Source organism: Deltaproteobacteria bacterium (genome assembly GCA_019308925.1).
In the GTDB taxonomy this organism is placed as follows: Bacteria; Desulfobacterota; B13-G15; order B13-G15; family RBG-16-54-18; genus JAFDHG01.
Window position 1 is genome coordinate 33,746 of sequence record JAFDHG010000014.1, and the last position, 20,642, is coordinate 54,387.

General features: G+C 54.0%; 14 protein-coding genes and 1 pseudogene. 9 read left to right on the forward strand and 6 right to left on the reverse strand.

The annotated features are described in order from the left end of the window. The first annotated feature begins 109 nt into the window (after positions 1-109). From JRI46_03695 to JRI46_03735, 9 genes and pseudogenes are all read left to right on the forward strand, one after another. Positions 110-1,636 (forward strand): 2-isopropylmalate synthase, encoded by a 1,527-nt coding sequence (locus JRI46_03695; protein ID MBW2038686.1) that lies wholly within the window; start codon positions 110-112, stop codon positions 1,634-1,636. A 208-nt stretch (positions 1,637-1,844) separates the two neighbouring features. Then, complete coding sequence (gene leuC, locus JRI46_03700) at positions 1,845-3,113, forward strand: 3-isopropylmalate dehydratase large subunit (GenBank protein ID MBW2038687.1); 1,269 nt, start codon at positions 1,845-1,847, stop codon at positions 3,111-3,113. Between the two features lie 157 nt (positions 3,114-3,270). Further along, complete coding sequence (locus JRI46_03705; protein ID MBW2038688.1) at positions 3,271-3,492, forward strand: DUF4911 domain-containing protein; 222 nt, start codon at positions 3,271-3,273, stop codon at positions 3,490-3,492. 161 nt (positions 3,493-3,653) lie between these two features. Beyond that, positions 3,654-4,463: a sugar phosphate isomerase/epimerase gene (locus JRI46_03710; GenBank protein MBW2038689.1), complete on the forward strand. Its 810-nt coding sequence runs from the start codon at positions 3,654-3,656 to the stop codon at positions 4,461-4,463. A gap of 284 nt (positions 4,464-4,747) precedes the next feature. Beyond that, a pseudogene (gene tadA / locus JRI46_03715) lies at positions 4,748-6,368 on the forward strand (Flp pilus assembly complex ATPase component TadA). A gap of 19 nt (positions 6,369-6,387) precedes the next feature. After that, a complete protein-coding gene (locus JRI46_03720; GenBank protein MBW2038690.1) occupies positions 6,388-7,464 on the forward strand; it encodes a type IV pilus twitching motility protein PilT in 1,077 nt (358 codons plus the stop codon). 19 nt (positions 7,465-7,483) lie between these two features. Then, entirely contained in the window at positions 7,484-8,689 is a 1,206-nt protein-coding gene (locus JRI46_03725) for a type II secretion system F family protein (protein MBW2038691.1), read from the forward strand. 13 nt (positions 8,690-8,702) lie between these two features. Next, a complete protein-coding gene (locus JRI46_03730) occupies positions 8,703-10,295 on the forward strand; it encodes a PAS domain S-box protein (GenBank protein MBW2038692.1) in 1,593 nt (530 codons plus the stop codon). Positions 10,296-10,328: 33 nt separating this feature from the next. Then, positions 10,329-11,702, forward strand: a complete 1,374-nt coding sequence (locus JRI46_03735; GenBank protein ID MBW2038693.1) for a sigma-54-dependent Fis family transcriptional regulator — start codon at positions 10,329-10,331, stop codon at positions 11,700-11,702. Here JRI46_03735 and mutL read toward each other — a convergent pair. The 6 genes from mutL to JRI46_03765 all read right to left on the reverse strand — a co-directional run bounded on the left by mutL (position 11,699) and on the right by JRI46_03765 (position 20,641). Beyond that, positions 11,699-13,360 carry a DNA mismatch repair endonuclease MutL gene (mutL, locus tag JRI46_03740; protein ID MBW2038694.1) on the reverse strand — a complete coding sequence of 554 codons (1,662 nt, stop codon included), beginning with the start codon at positions 13,358-13,360 and terminating at the stop codon, positions 11,699-11,701. The two genes, JRI46_03735 and mutL, sit on opposite strands and share 4 nt — an antisense overlap. Before the next feature lie 3 nt (positions 13,361-13,363). Continuing rightward, positions 13,364-14,737 (reverse strand): glucose-6-phosphate isomerase, encoded by a 1,374-nt coding sequence (locus JRI46_03745; protein ID MBW2038695.1) that lies wholly within the window; start codon positions 14,735-14,737, stop codon positions 13,364-13,366. A gap of 47 nt (positions 14,738-14,784) precedes the next feature. Beyond that, the gene (locus JRI46_03750; protein ID MBW2038696.1) at positions 14,785-15,744 is read right to left on the reverse strand and encodes an acetyl-CoA carboxylase carboxyltransferase subunit alpha; all 960 of its coding nucleotides are present in this window, start codon (positions 15,742-15,744) and stop codon (positions 14,785-14,787) included. Positions 15,745-15,822: 78 nt separating this feature from the next. Then, positions 15,823-19,260, reverse strand: a complete 3,438-nt coding sequence (gene dnaE / locus JRI46_03755) for a DNA polymerase III subunit alpha (protein MBW2038697.1) — start codon at positions 19,258-19,260, stop codon at positions 15,823-15,825. A gap of 102 nt (positions 19,261-19,362) precedes the next feature. Then, the gene (locus JRI46_03760; protein MBW2038698.1) at positions 19,363-19,611 is read right to left on the reverse strand and encodes a hypothetical protein; all 249 of its coding nucleotides are present in this window, start codon (positions 19,609-19,611) and stop codon (positions 19,363-19,365) included. Further along, a complete protein-coding gene (locus JRI46_03765) occupies positions 19,601-20,641 on the reverse strand; it encodes a DUF4388 domain-containing protein (protein MBW2038699.1) in 1,041 nt (346 codons plus the stop codon). Before JRI46_03765 ends, JRI46_03760 begins: the two co-directional genes overlap by 11 nt. Position 20,642 lies beyond the last annotated feature (1 nt).

Genomic DNA, 20,642 nt, shown 5'->3' on the forward strand with positions numbered 1-20,642 from the left:
TTTGTCCGCTGGTAAAAAGGGGAATTCCTGGTAAATGACAAGGGGTGAATAATATTCTTGCGAAAACCTTCGCTTTTCGCTTAAAATGTAGAATAAAAAGGAGGCCTTTATGGGAGAAAAGATCGTTATCTTTGACACCACCTTGAGGGATGGTGAACAGTCACCCGGGGCATCGATGAATCTGGAAGAGAAGCTCAGAGTGGCCAAGCAGCTGGAGAAATTAAACGTCGATGTGATCGAGGCGGGCTTTCCCATGTCCTCTGACGGCGATTTTGAGGCCGTTGAGGCCATCGCCAAGACTATAGAAGGTTGTCAAATCGCTGCACTGGCCAGGGCGGATATCACCGATATCGATCGGGCCTGGGAGGCAGTAAGATATGCCAAGCGCCCGAGGATCCATACCTTTATCGCCACCTCGGACATCCACTTGAAATACAAGCTCAAAAAGACCAGGGAGCAGGTGCTCCAAGACGTGGTGCGGGCCGTCTCCCACGCCAAGGGATACACGGACAATGTGGAATTTTCTGCTGAGGACGCCACCCGGAGCGATCTGGATTACCTCTACCAAGTGATTGAGGCGGCCATCGAGGCTGGAGCTACCACGGTCAACATCCCCGACACTGTGGGTTATACCATACCCTCGGAGTTCAGCCATATCGTACGCACCATTAAAGAACGGGTCCCCAATATCGATAAGGCGACCATCAGCGTCCACTGTCATAACGACCTGGGGCTGGCGGTGGCCAACTCCCTGGCCGCTATAGAGAGCGGTGCCCGGCAGGCGGAGTGTACCATCAACGGGATAGGGGAAAGGGCAGGAAACGCCTCTATGGAAGAGGTTGTTATGGCCATCAAGGTTAGAAAGGACCTCTTCGACTTCTACACCGATGTAAATGCTGAACAGATATATCCCGCCAGTCGTCTCGTAGCCACCATCACAGGGATGGTGGTGCAACCCAATAAGGCCGTTGTGGGGGCCAATGCCTTTGCCCATGAGGCTGGGATACACCAAGATGGAATCCTCAAGGAAAAGACTACCTACGAGATCATGACACCTGAGTCGGTCGGTATCACCAAGAGTTCCTTGGTCCTCGGCAAACACTCGGGCAGACATGCCTTTCGGGAAAGGCTAAAGGAGTTCGGTTATGAGCTGAGCAGTGCGGAATTGGATATCGTCTTCCAGCGTTTCAAAAAGGTGGCCGATCAAAAAAAGGTGGTCTATGACGAAGACATCATGGCCATTGTAGAGGACGAGGTCTTCAGGGTCCCGGACAAGTACAAGTTGATCCACATCAATGTCCAGAGTGGAACGGTCACCATTCCCACGGCCAGCGTCCAGATGGAGGTGGATGGAAGGTTCATCCAGGATGCTGGGTTTGGAGATGGGCCGGTGGATGCGGCCTTGAAGACCATCCAGAAGATCACCAAATCCAAGAGCAGATTGGTGGGGTTTGCAGTGGCGGCCATCACTGGCGGGACCGATGCCCAGGGGGAGGTGACGGTCAGAATAGAGGAGGAGGGTCAAACAGCCATCGGCCAGGGGGCCAGTACTGACATCATCATCGCCAGTGCCAAGGCCTATATCAACGCCCTGAACAAGCTGGAATATCGGAAAAAGGGGCTGCGAGGACTTTAAAATTGGGGGATCTTACACAAATTAGCCGATGGAATTGAAAGGATTCGAGGAGTCAACCTTCAAAGCAGGGTTCAAGGATTCAAGGATTCGAGTGGTTTCACTAGAACCCTAGAACCCTAGGCCCCTAGAATCCTTTATAAGGTTCCTGGAACCCTATAAGATGAATCCTTGGCCTTTTTTGGCAACCTTTGCAGAGAAGAACTAAAAAATGGGGATGACTATCACCGAGAAGATCCTGGCGGAACATGCCGGCCTAGAAGAGGTAGCTCCAGGGGAGATCATCAACGCCAAGGTGGACGTGGCCTTGGGAAATGATATCACCGCCCCCTTGGCCATCAAGGCCTTCAGGGAGGTGGGGGCAAAGAGGGTCTTTGACAGAGAAAAGGTGATCCTGGTGCCCGATCACTTCACCCCTAACAAGGACATCCAATCGGCGGAGCAATGCCAGCTACTACGGGAGTTCGCCCAAGAGCAGGGCCTAACCCACTATTTTGAAGTGGGGCGGATGGGGATCGAACACGCCTTGTTACCCGAAAAGGGGTTGGTGGGGGCCGGTGATCTGGTCATAGGGGCTGACAGCCATACCTGTACCTGCGGCGCCCTCGGGGCCTTCGCTACGGGGGTGGGGAGTACCGACCTGGCCGCAGCCATGGCCACGGGGGAGATCTGGCTACGGGTCCCCGAGACTGTAAGGCTCACCTACTATGGGCGTCGGCAGTCATGGGTGGGAGGAAAGGACCTCATACTCTACACCATCGGGGATATAGGGGTGGATGGAGCTCTCTATAAGGCCATGGAGTTCACCGGGGAGGCCATCGGTGCACTGGAGATGGCCGGGAGGTTCACCATGGCCAACATGGCCATCGAGGCCGGCGCAAAAAATGGCATCTTTCCCCCCGATGAGATCACCCTGGAATACCTCCAAGGGAGGGTCGAAAAGGGGTATAAACTTTACCACAGTGACGAAAATGCCCGATATGAAGAGGTGAGGGAATACGATGTCTCACAGATTGGACCCCAAGTGGCCTGTCCCCCATCCCCCGCCAATGTGAAGGGGGCAAGGGAATTGGTCGGGGTAGAGATAGATCAGGTGGTCATCGGCTCATGCACCAACGGGAGACTGGAGGATCTAAGGATCGCCGCACACATCATGCGGGGGGAGAAGCTAGCCCCTTACGTCCGTCTCATCGTGATCCCCGCTACGCAAGGGATCTATCTTCAGGCCCTTCGTGAGGGGCTTTTGGAGATCTTTGTGGAGGCGGGGGGGGTGGTGAGCACCCCCACCTGCGGCCCCTGTCTCGGCGGCCACATGGGGGTTTTAGGAGCGGGGGAGGTGGCCATCGCCACCACCAACCGTAATTTCGTGGGGAGGATGGGGCACCCCACCAGCCAGGTCTATCTCTCCAACCCTGCTGTGGCTGCAGCGAGTGCGATAAAGGGGAAAATAGCCCACCCTGAAGAAGTGGTAAAGGAATGAGGATCTTCCCCAATTTAGTTGGTGGAATTGAAAAGATTCAAGGGGGCAACATTCAAGCAGGGTTCAAGGATTCAAAATGAAGGGTTCTAGGATTCCAGGATTCTAGGGCCCCTAGGACCCTGTATCTATTGGCTCCTAGACCCATGGAACCCTATGAATGGATACCATTGCTATCTTTATTCAGATACCACCCCGGGAGATAGCCTTCCTTACCTTCGTCCTGGAGTCTTATGAAGGGGTGGCAACGATGAGGACCGTTGACCCAGAAAAGGGAATCGTAGAACTAATGGTCCCCCCCCACCAAAAGGAGGAAATAACAGAGATCCTGCGAAGCCTCGCTGGTGAGTTCCCCATCCACTATGTGGCCCCTCCCAGCTAAAGGCTGATCAGCTGAAACCTCTTTGCCATTTCCACCTTTACTTTGCCCTTTAATTCCGCCTCCTCTTCTTCATTCGCTGGACATATTATTACATGTAGAGTAAAAGTAAGATATAGTACATATACTCCGTCCAAAAACGCAAAGGAGCGGTTGATCTTCACATGCGGATTATTCTATCCACTGGTACCCTGCACACCTATCCCCTCGAAGAGATCTTCTTCGTCGCGAAAGAAGCTGGCTTTGATGGGCTGGAATTGGTGTTAAATAAACAAATTTGTGAAAAAAGTATCTCCTCCTCCCTCCCCAGACTCTTCCTGATGCTGCCTGTCTACTCCCTCCATGCCCCCTTTATGCGCTATAAGGGATGGGGGGGAGGGGGGAGGTCTCTCCTCAGGACCGTGGAGTTGGCCATGGAGTTTTCCATCCCCCTGGTGAACTTCCACCCCCCTTGTTGGGTCAACCTGGAGATCGGGTTCTGGCACTGGCTCAAGGGTATCAAGGACTTTCAGGAGGAGGTAGGAAGAGATAACGTCATCGTCACCATCGAAAACATGCCGCTGCTGGGGGGGGAGCTTAGGTTCAATGGCTACATCTGGGGCAGGACAAGAAACCTCCTCCAATTCATTACCGAAAGGAACCTCTATCTGACCTTCGACTGCACCCATATGGGGACCCATAAGGCCGACTTCATCGACGACTTCTCAGCCTTTTATGCCACGGGGAGGATAAAGAACATCCACCTCAGCGACTATGGTCACGGGGGAGAACACCTCCTGCCCGGCCGGGGGGAACTCCCTCTGACCCGCTTCCTCCTTCAATTGGGTCGGTTCAATTATAAGGGGCTTCTGACCCTGGAGTCGATGCCCTCTGAGCTTCCCAAAGTGCAGGAGGATATTATCAGGACCCTGAGAGACATAGTGGAGTACTTGCGGGCGGCAATAGAGATAAAACAAGGTGTCGAAGTAACGTAGACCAACTGACAAAAATTGTCACATATACCAAAGGATAAACCCCTTAAAAGGCTACGAGCAAGAAATTACAGGGATTTCTAAAAACCCTTATCATGGCACAAATTTTGCTGAATATAAATCGACATCCCACAGTCTACATCACAGCAAGAAGAAGGAACTGTAAGGAGCCAAAACGGAAATAGAATAGAACAAACTCAAATTGCAAAGAAATATTGACATAAAAGGCAAAGAATGATAAAAAGAAATTCTCCCAAGCAACCCTCTATAGAGAAAGGGGTAAAACTATGTCCGATAGATTGGGGCAACTCCTCTTAAAGGCACGGATAATCACCGAAGACCAACTCAAGCAGGCCATAAGTGAGCAGAAGATCAGGGGGACAAGTCTGAGCTCCGCTTTGATAGACCTGGGGTTCCTCATGGAAGACGATCTTCTAAACTTCCTCCACAAAAGGTATGGTGTCCCCTCCATAAGCATCGCCGACCTGGAGTTAGACCCCAAGCTCGTGGATTTGATCGAGCAAGACTTCATGCAGAAGAATCAGGTAATCCCGGTACGTAGGAGCGGTTCCACCCTCTATTTGGCCATGGTCGATCCCTTTAATGTCTCGGTGATAGACGATATCAAGTTTCGCACAGGTTATCATGTGGAGGCCTTGGTGGCCTCGGAAACAGAAATTAGGAAGGCGATAGATAAATTCGTCGATCCCGGCTCTTCCATTGACGGGGTCCTCTCCGACTTCGAGGATGAAGGGATGGAGGTGGTGAGGCGCGAGGATAGCTTCGACCTCACCGAATTGGAGAAGACTGCGGAAGAGGCCCCGGTGGTAAAACTGGTCAACCTCATCCTCGCCGACGCCGTCACCAAGGGGGCCAGCGATATCCACCTGGAGCCGTATGAAAAGTATTTTCGGGTGAGGTACAGAATCGACGGGGTCCTCTATGAGGTGATGAGGCCACCTATCCGGATGAAAAACGCCATTACCTCACGGATCAAGATTATGTCCCAATTGGATATCGCCGAACGCCGCCTCCCCCAAGTTTGGGGAAAAGGTGGTCTTGCGACTCCTGGACAAATCGAAGCTCCAACTGGATATGACCAAACTGGGCTTCGAACCTGAGACCCTTGAGATATTCCACAAGGCCATCCATAAGCCTTATGGGATGATTCTGGTTACAGGACCTACCGGGAGTGGAAAGACCACCACCCTCTACTCCGTCCTCTCCGAGTTAAACAAGGTTACGGACAACATCTGTACTGCCGAAGACCCAATAGAGTTCAACCTCCCTGGGGTAAACCAGGTCCAGATGCATGATGGCATCGGATTGAACTTCGCCACGTCCCTGAGGGAATTTTTACGCCAGGACCCGGACATCATCATGGTAGGAGAGATCAGGGACCTGGAGACGGCCGAGATGGGGATAAAGGCCGCCTTGACAGGGCATCTGGTCCTCAGCACCCTCCATACCAACGATGCCCCCACCACGATAAACCGTCTGCTGGACATGGGGGTGGAACCGTTTCTCGCCTCCTCCTCGGTGATCATAGTGGTGGCACAGAGATTGGTCCGCGTCATCTGCCCTGACTGCAAGGAACCCGTCGACGTACCCCCCGATGCCCTGCTCGACCTGGGGGTCCCGGAAGAGGAGATCTACGATTTCACCTGCTATCGGGGACGGGGTTGCAGCAACTGCAGCAATATCGGCTACCGCGGCAGGTTAGCCCTGTTCGAGGTGATGGTTATGGATGAGGAGATTAAGGAGTTGACCCTCCGAAGGGCCCCCGCCAACGAAATCAAAAAGGCGGCAATACAGGCGGGGATGAAGACCTTGAGGCAAAGCGGGATCACCAAGATCAAACAAGGGGTAACCACCATCGAAGAGGCGCTCAGGGTAACCGTAGATTAACCTTAATGGGGGCTTAGCCATGCCTGATCTACAAGACCTTCTCAAGACAATGATAGAACATGAGGCCACGGACATCCACATCACCACTGCCACCCCTCCCCAGATCCGGGTGGATGGCCGACTTGTCCCCTTAGATCTCCCCCCCCTGACCCCTGCCGACACCAAGAAACTTTCCTACAGCATCCTCACCGATGCCCAGAAACACCGTTTTGAGGAAGAGCACGAACTCGACTTCTCCTTCGGGATAAAGGGGCTTTCCCGATTCAGGGGGAACATCTTCTTACAGAGGGGGGCGGTGGCAGCAGCCATCAGGGCCATCCCCTATAAGATTAAGGGCTTTCAAGAACTAGGTCTCCCCCCCATCGTAGAGGATCTGATTAGAAGACCCAAAGGGCTCATCCTGGTCACGGGCCCCACCGGCTGCGGTAAATCCACTACCTTGGCCGCCATGATCGACAGGATCAATGAGGAGAGGAACTCCCACATTGTCACCATCGAAGACCCCATAGAATACCTCCACCCCCATAAGGGATGCGTGGTGAACCAGAGGGAGGTGAACTCAGATACCTTCAGTTTCCAGGCGGCGCTAAAACATATCCTCCGCCAGGACCCTGACGTGGTTCTCATCGGAGAGATGAGGGACTTGGAGACCATAGAGGCGGCACTTACCATCGCTGAGACCGGACACCTCACCCTCGCCACCCTGCACACCAACTCTTGCACTGAGAGCATAAACAGGGTCATAGATGTCTTCCCCCCCCACCAGCAGCCCCAGGTCAGGACATTGGTCTCTTTTGTCGTGGAGGGGGTCCTCACCCAACAGCTCTTGCCCAGGGCCACCGGGAGGGGGTTGGTCCTGGCCCTGGAGATCATGATCCCCAATCCGGCCATCCGCAATCTCATCCGTGAGGACAAGGTCCATCAGATCTACGGGCAGATGCAGGTAGGACAAATGAAGTTCGGGATGCAGACCATGAACCAGTCCCTGCTCAACCTTTATGAGAGGGGACTAATCACCCTCAACGACGCCATGGCCCGATCCGCCAACTTGGAGGAGTTTCGGCAGATGTTGGGGGAGAGCACGGCAAAGAGATGAATTAAAAAAAAGGGGCACAATGCCAAAGTACATGTGGGAAGGTAGGACCCCCCGAGGAGATTTTCGCAAGGGAGAACTCGAAGGACCCAACGATACGGTCATCAGGGCCTACCTTAGACAACAGCAGATCATCCCCACCAAGATCGTCGCCAAGGGGAAGGAGATCAAGATCACCCTCCCCTTCATGAAGGGGAGGGTGAGAAAGAAGTCCCTGGCGATCTTCACCCGTCAATTGGCCACCATGATCGATGCGGGTCTCCCCTTGGTCCAGTCCTTGGAGATCCTGGCCCAACAGGAGGAAAATGAGACCTTTAAGGAGATTATCAAAGGGGTAAAAGAGGACGTCGAGGCTGGGGCCACCTTTGCAGCGGCCCTGAAGAAGTATCCCCGCGTCTTTGACAACCTCTACGTCAATCTGGTGGTGGCGGGAGAAGAGGCCGGCACCCTGGACGTCGTCCTTAACCGCTTGGCAACCCATATCGAAAAGATGGAGGTGTTGAAAAGGAAGATCAGATCGGCCCTGGTGTACCCTGCCATGATTGTGAGTGTGGCCATCGTCGTCACCATCGTCCTGTTGGTCTTCGTCATCCCGGTCTTCGAGAGACTATTCGCTGGCACAGGGATGAGCCTGCCCCTTCCCACCCAGATCGTCATCGGTGTGAGCAGGTTTGCCAAGAAATTTATGCCCTTCATTATCCTGTTTTTCGTGATCTTGGCCTTTGTATTGAGGAACTATTACAGGACGGAAACTGGAAAGACCAAAATCGACGCATTCCTCCTGAAACTTCCAATCTTTGGGGAACTCATCAGGAAGGTGGCCATCGCCAGGTTTGCCCGCACCTTGGCCACCCTGGTGACCAGTGGGGTACCCATTCTTGAGTCCCTGAATATTGTGGCCGGGACGTCGGGGAACAAGGTGGTCGAAAATGCCATTCTGAAGGGACGGGCCAGTATCAGTGAGGGGCAGACCATCTCTGAACCATTGGCCCAGAGCGGCGTCTTTCCCATCATGGTAACCCAGATGATCTCAGTGGGGGAGACCACCGGTTCTCTAGAACTCATGCTCACCAAGATTGCCGATTTCTACGAAGAAGAAGTGGATGTGGCCGTGGCCACTCTGAGCTCCATGCTCGAGCCGCTTCTGATGATCTTTTTGGGCGTGACCATAGGGGGTTTGGTCATATCCATGTACCTGCCCATCTTTAAGATGGCCGCAGCCTTTTAGCCGAAGAACTGAGATGCAAGCGCGGCTGAAAAAGTTAATCTTCTATCGACTCATCCTCACCACCATATTCCTGTTCATGGGGTTGTTCTTCCAGCTCAAGGGGATCTTCATCTTTTGGGGGCCTTATACATTTTACCACTTCTTCATCTGCCTCCTTTATGCCACCACCATCATCTTTGCCCTCGTGCATAGGAAGATCAAAAACCTCGTCCTCTTGACCTATCTAGTGATCATTGCTGATGCCGTGATCATCACGGGGATCGTCTATGTGACCGGTGGCGGCTTGAGCCTCTTCTTCCCCCTCTATATATTGGTGGTCCTAGAGGCTGGGGTCATCTTGGAAAGGCAAGGGGGGCTCATGGGGGCCTCCATCTGCAGTATTTTCTACGGGCTCCTCCTAAACCTGGAATACTACTGGGTAATTCCTTCCCTCGCCCCTCGTTACCCTTATCATAGCATCTATCTGTTATACAAACTATTCCTCGCCATCTTGAGCTTCTATTTGGCGGGATACCTCACCGGCTATCTTGCTGAAGAAGTCCGCAAGAGGGGAAAGGAGCTGAGCAAGACCCGAGAGGACTACAGCCGGCTCGAGGCCTTTAACCGCTATGTAATTCATAGCATCCAGAGTGGGCTCCTAACCACCGACCTGAAGGGGAGGATAATCTTTCTGAACCAAGCTGGGGGAAAGATTCTGGGTATCGGGATCTCTCAGTTCAGGTACCATCCCCTAATCGACCTATTCCCCAACATAGAGGAGGATTTCCCCGGGGGGCTCCGCTCCCGCATGGAGACCACCTTCCAGAGACCAGACGGAGAGGAGATACAGTTGGGGCTTTCTGTCTCCCCCCTAAAGGATCACAAAGGCAAAGAGGTGGGCAAGATCATCATCTTCCAGGACCTCACACATGTAAAGAAGATGGAGGAATCCATGAGGAGGTCGGAGAAGTTGGCCACCATCGGCCAACTGGCTGCCGGCATCGCCCATGAGATCCGCAACCCCCTGGCCTCCATAAGCGGGGCCATCCAGTTGTTGAAAGAGGAAAAGGAGGCGGGTGAGAGCACCCAAAGATTGATGGAGATCATCTTGGCAGAGTCTGGCCGCCTGAATAGCCTCATCACCGATTTCCTCCTCTATGCCCAGCCCCCGAAGCTCAACAAAAAGGTGGTGGACATTGGCGCCTTAGCAGACGATACCTTGGAGGTCTTTTACCGCTCTCCCCAATGGACACAAGGGATAAAATTGGTTAAGATTATAGAACCAAATGTCACCATTGCTGCCGATCCCCAACAGCTACAGCAGGTCTTTTGGAACCTCTTAATCAACGCCGTCGACGCCATGGAGGGAAAGGGCCTGTTGGAGGTAAAGATCCAAAAGGATGGAAGGAGACAAAAGGTAATGCTCCTGGTCTCGGATACGGGCAAGGGGATCCCGCCAGCGGAGATAAACAGGGTCTTCGACCCCTTTTTCACCACCAAAGAGGGGGGGACAGGACTGGGACTTTCCATCGTGCATAAGATAGTAGAAAGCCACGAAGGGGATATATCTGTGGAGAGCCAATCTGATCAGGGTACCACCTTTATCCTCACCTTCCCCACCTCATGAAAGTTTGGGGAACCCCCTGCTGGAGGAACGACGATGACAAAGCAAAAGATACTGGTGGTTGACGATGAAAAGAGCATGTGCGACTTTTTGGAGATCATGTTAAAAAAAGAGGGATATGATGTAACGTGCACTACCAGGGGGGAAACTGCCTTGGAACTATTGGAAAATAACCTCTACAACATGGTCCTCACTGACGTCAGGATGCCCGGCGTGGACGGCTTTGAAGTATTACGCAAGACCAAAGAGCTAAGTTATGAAACGGTGGTAATCATGATCACCGCCTATGGTTCTCCAGAGGGGGCGGTCACTGCCATGAAAGAAGGGGCCTATGACTACATCACCAAGCCCTTTCGGATAGATGAGGTGAAGCTCACCATCCATAAGGCCCTGGAGAGGAGTAATCTTCTCAGGGAAAACATCCTCCTGCGCCAAGAGGTGGAGGAGAGGTATAAATTTTGGAACCTCATCGGCAAGAGCCCTAAGATGCAACGGGTATATGAGCTAGTGGAGAAGGTCTCCCAAACCAAGGCCAATGTGTTGATCACAGGGGAGAGCGGGACAGGAAAGGAGCTGGTGGCCAAGGCCGTCCACTATAACAGCCCCAGGAAAAACAGGCATTTTGTCACCCTGAACTGCGGCGCCATCCCGGAAAACCTCTTGGAGAGCGAACTCTTTGGTCACATGAAGGGGGCCTTCACAGGGGCCATCGCCAATAAGAGGGGCCTGCTGGAGATGGCCGAAGGGGGAACCCTCTTCATGGATGAGGTGGGGGAAGTCCCTCTCCCCCTTCAGGTGAAGTTGTTGCGGGTAATCCAAGAGCGTGAGTTTAAGCGGGTGGGGGGGACAGAGGATATCAAGGTGGATGTAAGGATAATCTCGGCCAGCAATCAAGACCTAGAACAAGAGGTAGTAAAAGGCGGTTTTCGCGAAGACCTCTTCTACCGCCTCAACGTGATCCAAATCAAGATCCCCCCCCTGCGGGAGCGCAAAGAGGACATCCCGCTTTTGGTGAATCACTTCATCCGAAAGTACAGCCTTGACACGGAAAAGAAGATAGAGGAGGTATCACCCGAGGCCTTGGGGCTGCTGCTGAGCTATAATTTCCCCGGCAATGTCAGGGAACTGGAGAACATCATCGAGAGGAGTATAACCCTGGAGACCTCGCCGATGATCACGGAGAGGCACATCCGCTCCTATATCAATGAGAGGATGATCTCCAAGAACATCCCCCCTTCTCTGGAGATCCCAGAGGAGGGGATCGACCTCAACAAGGTGGTGGAAGATCTGGAAAAGGCCTTCATACTCAAGGCCTTGGAAAAAACAGATGGGGTCAAAAAGAAGGCTGCAGAGCTTTTGGGGATGAACTTCCGGGCCATGAGATATAAATCAGCCAAATATGACCTTTAACCCCTCAAAAACCACCCTTCTAACTCCCTCCAACCCCATCTGACAAAGATGGGTCGTCCGTGGGGGCAGGTGGCAGGTTGTGCGGTCCCCTCCCACTCCCTCAAGAGGGATCTTACCTCCTCCTCGTGCAACCTCCTGTTCGCCTTGATAGCCCCCCGGCAGGCCAGAAGCACACAGATCCTATCCAAGACGCGCTCTAAGGTTTCCTCCTCCCCCCTCTCCGCCAGCTCTTCGCTCAAGGCCTCCAGGAGGCACTTCAGATCTTCCCCCTGGAGGAAAGAGGGGATCGACTTGACAGCCAAGGTCCTATTTCCGAACTCCTCCAACTCCAACCCCAATTTGGCCAGCTCTGCTCGATACCCCAAGACCAACTGCATCTCCTCGCCTTTCACCTCGATGAGCTGGGGGAGGAGGAAACGCTGTTGGGGCAGTGTCTTTCCCTTTATAGACGTCCTCAACCTCTCGTAGAGGACCCTCTCATGGGCTGCATGCTGGTCGACGATCATCACCCCCTCTTCCCCCTCCACCACGATGTAGGTCCCCTTGATCTGTCCCACCATCCGCCAAGAGGGAGGAACAGTCCCCTCACTACTAGTTGTAAAAGAAGGCGCTGAATAGGGGGAGAATTCCTCTTTCAGCTCCAAGACCTTCTGAGGTCTGCCCTCAAAAGGATGGCTCAAGGCGCGCCTTAGGGAACCAGAGACCAACCGATGTACCTCCTCTGCCCTCCGGAAACGGACCTCCATCTTTGTCGGGTGGACGTTGACATCCACTTCGGGAAAGGGGACCGAGAGGGAGAGAATGACCGCCGGGTACATCTTGGCTGGAATAAACCTCCGGTATGCCTCCAAGATGGCATGGGAGATCAATCTGTCCCTGATGTAGCGCCCGTTCACATAGATATAGATCCCCTTAGAGGATCCGCGGACATAGGTGGGGACGGTGACCCACCCCCTTATCCTCCCTTCCCCTTCACTCCCCTCAACCCTAACCAATTGAGAGGCCACCTCTTTGCCCAGGATGGCCCTGACTCGCGACCTTTCCTCCTGAGTGGGGGGGAGGTTGAATGAAACCCGTTTATTGTGCATGAGGATAAAACCCACAGGAAAATGGATCAAGGCCATTCTGGTGATCACCTCGATGATATGGGCTAGTTCGCTCTGAACCCCCCTCAAAAACTTCCTCCTGGCCGGCAGGTTGTAGAAGAGGTCTTGTACTTCCACCCTCGTCCCTGGAGGGCTTCCTATATCCGCCATCTCCTTTACCTGACCACCCTCCGCCAGGATCTGCGTCCCAGAGAGTTCGTCCCTGGTCCTGGTGATCAGGCGCAACCGCGACACCGCAGCGATGGAGGGGAGGGCCTCCCCCCTGAAGCCAAGGGTTCGAATAGAATCGAGGTCCCCCTCTTCACAAATCTTGCTGGTGGCGTGTCTCTCTAGGGCGAGGAGGGCATCCTCTCTGGTCATCCCTTCTCCATCGTCCATCACCACAACCCTCCTCCTCCCCCCTTCCTCTATCTCCACCCTTATGGTGCTACTTCCGGCATCCAAGGAGTTTTCCAACAACTCCTTCACCACTGAGGCGGGTCTCTCGATTACCTCCCCCGCTGCTATCTTCCCCACCACATCAGCGGGAAGTACCCTTATCTTGGCTGCCACCCTTCACCTCGGGACTCTATGCACCTTTCTTCCCTTGATCCATACTCGTATCTCCTCACCCTCCTCTTCAAAACCCCTCCTGCCCATCATCCCATAGGTAAGCCTCTTACCCCCCTCCACCGCCGGTTGATCAAAGGGATTTATCCCGTAAAGACCTCCGGCGAAGGAGGCCTGAACCTCCAAGAGGTAAAAGAGCCCTCCCAAGGTCCTGGCATTCAATTCCTTAAGGTAGATGGTACAGTTGCTCCTGCTGTTCTTCGTCAGCACGAACTCTGTCGCCCTCCTCTCGGCCTCTATTAGTTTGTTTAGACTTTTCCCCTCCAAATAGGCGGTCTCCTCCCCCCAGGATCCCCCGGGGGGTATCTCCAAGATATGGGAGAAGGAACCTAAGGCCAAAAAGGTTATTACCTTATCGGAGGGGCCCTCCAGGTAGAGTTGAAGCTGGGAGTGCTGATCGGTGGCCCCAAGGGCCTTGACAGGGGTGGGGCCTACGTACACCAACCTACCCTGCAAGTCCTTCTTCTTACCCAAACTCTCAGCCCATAGCTGTCTGTACCAATCGGCCACCCCCCTCAACCCGTCCGCATAGGGCATTATCACCGATATCCCCTTTCCCCTTTTCACGTGGGCCAGATATTGCAGGACTGCGTTTAGAAGCGCTGGATTCGCCTCCAACTCCTCTTCACGGCACCAGTTATCCATCGAGGCCGCACCGGCGAGGAGCCCCTCTATATCTATACCTATAAAGGCAGCGGGCAGGAGTCCCACAGGGGTCAGGACGGAAAACCTCCCCCCCACCCCGTGGGGGATGGAGAAGCTAACCAGCCCCTCTTCCTCGGCCAGCCTCCTCAGGGGGCCCTTTGAGGGATCGGTGGTAACCACCACCCTCTTTCTCCAGTCTGACCCTGGTCTCCCCTTTAGCACCCCTAAAAGGAGAAGAAATTGACTCAAGGTCTCAATGGTGTAACCGGACTTGCTGATGACGTTGACGACCGTCTGGGAGAGGTCCAATATATCTAGGAGCCCGACAATGGTGTCGGGATCGATGTTATCCAAAAAAAATACCCGTGGTCCCTTACGTGCCTCAGCAGGGAAGAGGTTGTAGAAGGGGTGCCCAAGGGCCGCGATCAGCGCCCTGCCCCCCAGCGTTGAACCCCCAATACCGAGTATCACCAGGTCATGGGCGTTGCTGCGCAGATCCTCAGCCACGCATCTGATTTTTCCTATCCCCTCTTGATAGGGGAGGTCGAGAAAGGGAAGTTTGCCCTCCCTCCTCTCATCCCGAATCCGACGATGGACCTCTCCAGCCTTATCCCTGATCCCCTCTATCTCTGCAAGGGTGATCCCATGCTCGGCGCCGATGACCTCGGCCATCATATTGGAATAGTCCAAATAGATGTCCCCCCCCTGCCAGATCACCTCTCTCACTCCTCTATAAAGGCCCCCATCCGGCGGAACCTATGATACCTCTCCAATAGGAGCCTCTCCTCGGGGACACCCCTCAACTCCTCCAAGTGGCGTACCACAGCCTCCTTAAAGTTGGCCGCCGCCCCTTGATAATCTCGATGGGCACCGCCCAAAGGCTCGCGGATTATCTCATCAATCACCCCCAGTTTTAGGAGGTCTGGAGCCGTCAATCTAAGGGCCTCGGCTGCCAAAGGACCTTTAGTACCATCTCTCCACAAGATGGCAGCACATCCTTCGGGGGAGATGACCGAATAGATGGCGTTTTCCATCATCAAGATCCTGTCCCCTACCCCAATGGCCAAGGCTCCACCACTGCCCCCCTCGCCAATGACCACCACGACAATGGGCATAGCAATGGTGGCCATCTCCCTGAGGTTGTGGGCGATGGCCTCGGCCTGTCCCCTCTCCTCCGCCCCCACCCCAGGATAGGCCCCAGGGGTATCAACCATGGTGATGATGGGTTTCCTGAACCTCGCCCCCAACTCCATTATCCTGAGGGCCTTCCTGTAGCCCTCTGGATGGGGCATCCCAAAGTTCCGATAGCCCATCTCCCTCACATCTCTGCCCTTCTGGTGCCCTACCACCACCACCGTCTCCCCCTCCAGACGGGCAAGACCACCCACCATGGCCGGGTCATCCATAAACCCCCTGTCACCATGAAACTCCATGAAGTCTTCAAAAATCATCTGGATGTAATCCAGGGTATGGGGTCGATCGATGTGGCGGGATAGCTGCGTCCTTTGCCAAGGCGTAAGCTGGGAATATATCTCCTCCTTTAACTTGGTTATTCGCCCCTGGAGCTTCTTTATCCTGGCAAGGACTTTGGGGTCATCGCTGGGGGCAAAACGCTGAAGCTCCTCATATTTTCGCTCCATCTCCCTCAGCGGCCCCTCAAAATCTAGATAGTGTCGCACCATCTCTGCATCCCCTTGAGACGACCTTCAGGTCGTCACTTCAGGGGGGCTTAGCCCCCAAAGAGACAGGTTGAAAACCTGTCACTCCATCTCCACCGTCTTCGCTCCAAACAACCCCTCCACCGACCTCCTCATCTCCTCGGAAGGGTCCACCATCAGCTCAGGGGAGAGGGCTATGATCACCTCTGACCGGTGGGGGATGATAAGGTGAACCAAGGCCTCACAACCCCCTTTGTTTTCCTCCAAGATCTCCTTCAGTTCCAGCAAGTGTTCTGTGGAAAGCCCTGGGGTACGCAGTCTAAAATGGATTTTAGATACCTTCTCCTTTTTGGCCTCATCTAGGGGCAAAAGGGTGGAGGCCTTCACCTTGAGCCTCTCCTCCCCTTTATCCAAGACCCCTCGAACCAAGACGGGTAAATCCACCTTTATGTAACGACGGACGTTGCGAAAGAGGTCGGGAAAGACGATCACCTCCACCCTCCCCTTCATGTCCTCCAGGGAGAGGAAGGCCATCTTCTCCCCCTTCTTGGTACTTATCTCCTTCACCTCTGCCACCAGCCCCCCTACGCTGACCTGGGCCCCGTTTACCCCCTCGGCCAAGGTCTCCGTATCTCCGGTGGTGAGCTCACGGATGTCCCTTTCATATCTTATGAGGGGATGGCTGGTCAGATAAAAGCCAAGGACCTCTTTCTCAAAGCTCAAGAGTTGACTTTCAGGCCACTCCTCTAAATCAGGCAGCTGGATTTGGCCATGACGGAGCTCCAACCCGTCGAAGAGGGCCGGCTGTCCCCGCCGCCGCTCTTTTTGTCTCGCCTGTCCCCTCTCCAGGGCCTCCTCCAAGACCAGCATGAGTTGTGACCTGCGGGCTCCGATGGAATCAAAGGCCCCCGCCTTAATGAGGCTCTCCACCACCCTGCGGTTTACCTTGCGCAGGTCCACCGATTCACAAAAATCGAATAAGGAGGAGACCTTCCCCTTCTCCTCTCGGAGGCGCAGTATCTCCTCTACAGCCCCAAGACCCACGTTTTTGACCGCCCCCAGGCCATATCTGATTCTTCCCCCAAAGACCGCAAAGCCCCAATCGCTCTCATTTACGTCAGGGGGGAGGACCTCTATCCCCTTCTCCCGACACTCCGCCACATATCTCATCACCTTATCGGTGTTGTCCATATCACAGGTGAACAGTGCCGCCATGAACTCGATGGGGTAATGCGCCTTTAAATAGGCCGTTTGATAGGCGATCAGGGCGTAGGCAGCACTGTGAGATTTATTAAAGCCGTATTCAGCGAACTTGGCCATCCTCTCGAAGATCCGCTCAGCCTTCTCCTCCTCTATCCCATTGCGGTTGGCCCCTTGCATAAACTTCTCCTTCAGTCTTTCCATCTCCCCGGGGTCTTTTTTGCTCATGGCCCTGCGCAGAATATCAGCATCGCCCAGAGAAAAATTGGCCATGGTGCTCGCTATCCGCATTACCTGCTCTTGATAGACGATCACCCCGTAGGTGTCCTCCAGGATCTCCCTCAACTTGGGGACCTCATACCTTACCGCCGCCTTTTTATGCCTCCTCTTGATGAACTCATCTACCATACCGCTGCCGAGAGGCCCTGGCCGGTAAAGGGCCACGAGGGCAATGAGGTCCTTAAAGGTCTCTGGACGTAACTTCACCAGCAGATCCCTCATCCCAGAGCTCTCCAGTTGGAATATACCTGCTGTATCACCGGAACCGAGGAGCCTATAGGTCTCTTGGTCGTCCAGGGGAATACTGGCGAGTTCTACCTCCTCCCCACTGGCCCTCTCGATCAGCTCTGCCGCTTTTTTTAGGACCGTTAAGATCTTGAGACCCAAAAAGTCGAACTTCACCAAGCCGATCCGCTCCACATCCTTCATTGCATACTGAGTGACCACCTCCCCATTTCCGCCCCTATACAGGGGAATGTATTCCATCAAAGGGCGTTGGGAGATGACTACACCCGCAGCGTGGGTGGAGGCATGACGGACCATTCCCTCTAAGGAGCGGGCCAGGGAGAGGAGTCTGGTCACCGTCTCATCACGGGCGGCCAACTCCTTCAGCCTGGGCTCCTGCTCCAGGGCCTGGTCCAAGGTGATGTTGAGGGTGTTGGGGATAAGTTTGGCGATGACGTCCACCTCCTTATAGGGCAGGTCCAGCACCCGCCCTACATCCCTCACCACCGCCTTGGCCTGCATCTTACCGAAGGTGATGATCTGGGCTACGTTTTCCTTCCCGTACTTCTCCGTCACATATCTGATCACCTCATCTCTGCCTTCGATGCAGAAGTCCACATCGATGTCGGGGAGGCTGATACGCTCGGGATTGAGAAACCTCTCGAAGATTAGATCGTATTCCAAGGGGTCAATATCCGTTATCCCCAAGGCATAGGCCACCAAGCTCCCCGCCGCAGATCCACGCCCAGGTCCTACAGGGATCCCCTTCCCCTTGGCATAGTTGACGAAGTCTGCCACGATGAGGAAGTAGCCGGCAAACCCCATGGGCTTGATGATGGACAGCTCTTCGTGCAGCCTCTGAAGGTACCTCTCCCTTTCTTTCTGTTCCCTGGAGGTATGGGCAAAACGCCTCTCCAACCCCTCCTGGGCCGTTTTCTCCAGATAGAGGTCTAATGACTCCCCCGCGGGGGGCTTAAAGCGGGGGAGATGATACTCCTCAAACCTCAACTCCAGGTTACAACGTTCGGCTATCTCCACCGTATTCTTCAATGCCTCTGGCCAGTGGCCGAACAATCTCTCCATCTCCTGTGCAGTGCGTAAGTAGAACTGATCGGTGGAAAACTTCATCCTCTTGGGATCCTTGATGGTCTTGCCGGTCTGGATGCAGAGCAGCACATCGTGTGATACGGCATCCTCCCGCCTCAGGTAGTGACAATCATTGGTGGCTACCAGAGGTATGCCCAGTTCTCGGCCCAATTCCCAGAGTCCTTGGTTGACCGCCTTCTGCTCCTCAAGGCCGGTATCCTGGACCTCTAAGTAAAACCTTCCTCCATCAAAGACCTCCTTGTACCATCCTGCGGTCCTCTTGGCCTCTTGTCTCTTTCCTGCGCTCAACAGATAAGGGATCTCCCCCTTCAGGCAACTGCTGAGGGCGATCAACCCCTTATTAAACCCCTCTAGGAGCTCCTTGTCCACCCGAGGTTTATAATAAAATCCTTCAAGATGGGCGAGGCTTACCAAGCGGATGAGGTTGGCGTAACCCTCTTGGTTTTTGACCAAAAGTACCAGATGATAAGAAGCATCCTTGATATTACCGGACTCCTTCTTAAAGCGCGACCCCGGGGCCACATAGATCTCACACCCGATGATCGGCTTTATCCCATGCTGGATGGCCCCTTGATAGAACTCGATGGCCCCGAACATATTCCCGTGATCAGTCAAGGCCAAGGCCTTCATCCCATATCTGCGAGCGAGGGGGAAGAGCTCTTCAAAACGGATGGCCCCGTCCAACAGGCTGTATTGGCTATGGAGATGAAGGTGAACAAAATCTCTCATTCTATATACCTACCACCAAAGGGTTTAAGAAGCTCTACTGACCTATGGATATGGCCAGCAAAGGACATGGCGGTGTGGTTTGGGGGTCAACTTCCAAGGTCTTTATTCCCATTCAATGGTGCTGGGGGGTTTGGAGCTGATGTCATAGACCACTCGGTTGACCCCTTCGCCATAGATGCTGGCAGGACCCCCGGAGAGGACGATCCCTTTTGGCGAATCTTCCCTTATCGTCTCTGAAGAAAGGGGGTAGGGGTGAATCCCACAATAGACCTTACATTCCCTGATCCGTCGAGCGATGAGTTGGGTGTATTGAGCACCGAAATCAAGGATTAGTACCTTCTCACCGGACATCCTTCCCCTTCAAATCATCCTCAGCCAATATCCCAGCCGCCACCAGTTCCCCTGGATCCCCAGGATATCTACCTCGTTCAAGGAAAAAGATCTTTCTGGCCCACTCCACCCTCTCCTGTCTAACCTTCTCGACATATCCTTTGGGGAGGTATTCCACTGCCTGCAGATCCCTCCATAAAAAGCCGAGGTTGAACTGGGAAAAGGATATAATAAGGAGGACAAGGGCAATAATCACCCCCAGCCCATAGGCCAAATAGGCCGGCCTCTGCTTCAGCGCCTCTAGGCCCGGCCTCAACTTGGCAGGGACATGAGGCATCTTTATATCCACCGTCTTTATATATCCACCCTCTAATAGATCCGCTAAGGCCTCCAAGGTGGCGAACTTCCCCAAAAGACTTAGTTCCACGATATCTTGAACACTCCTATTGCCATCTACTAATCGGTAGACCACGTCGTGATCTTCGGGCAGGCCTATCTCCTGCTCCTCCAGGATCCCTGTCTGTTGGAGAACCATATAGGGAGAAGGGACCCGCCTCTCTATCTCTGGCCACTCATCCACCATCTTGAGGATGTTCAGCATCACCTCCTCAGCACCCAACTTCACAGAGACCTTGGGGAATTGCGGTACAGAGAGGATCTCAAACTTAAATTTCCCCTCCCCCCAGCGAAACACCTCGTAGATGATATCGTGGATCTGGGTATAGAGGGCATTGAGGATGGCCTGCTCGTCGGCCATCCCCTCCTCCAGAAGGATCTCCCCCAGGTAGCGGGCTGACTCCTTCTGTTTTCGGAGGGCGGCCTCAAAATCCTCCCGGGAGATGATCCCCGTCTTGACCAATCTCTCCCCCATAAAGTCCCCTTCTTCCCTCTGGCTGGAGGTAGCGTGGGTTATCACCCCTGCGGAAAAGAATATCCCGGCCTCCTCCGCCTTCTTCCCCCATACCCTCAGGACCCCGGTCTTGCCCTGTTGGCCCAAAAGCTGGATCACCTCCAGGATGTTAAAATCCCTCAGATTCCCCTCTAGAGCCATT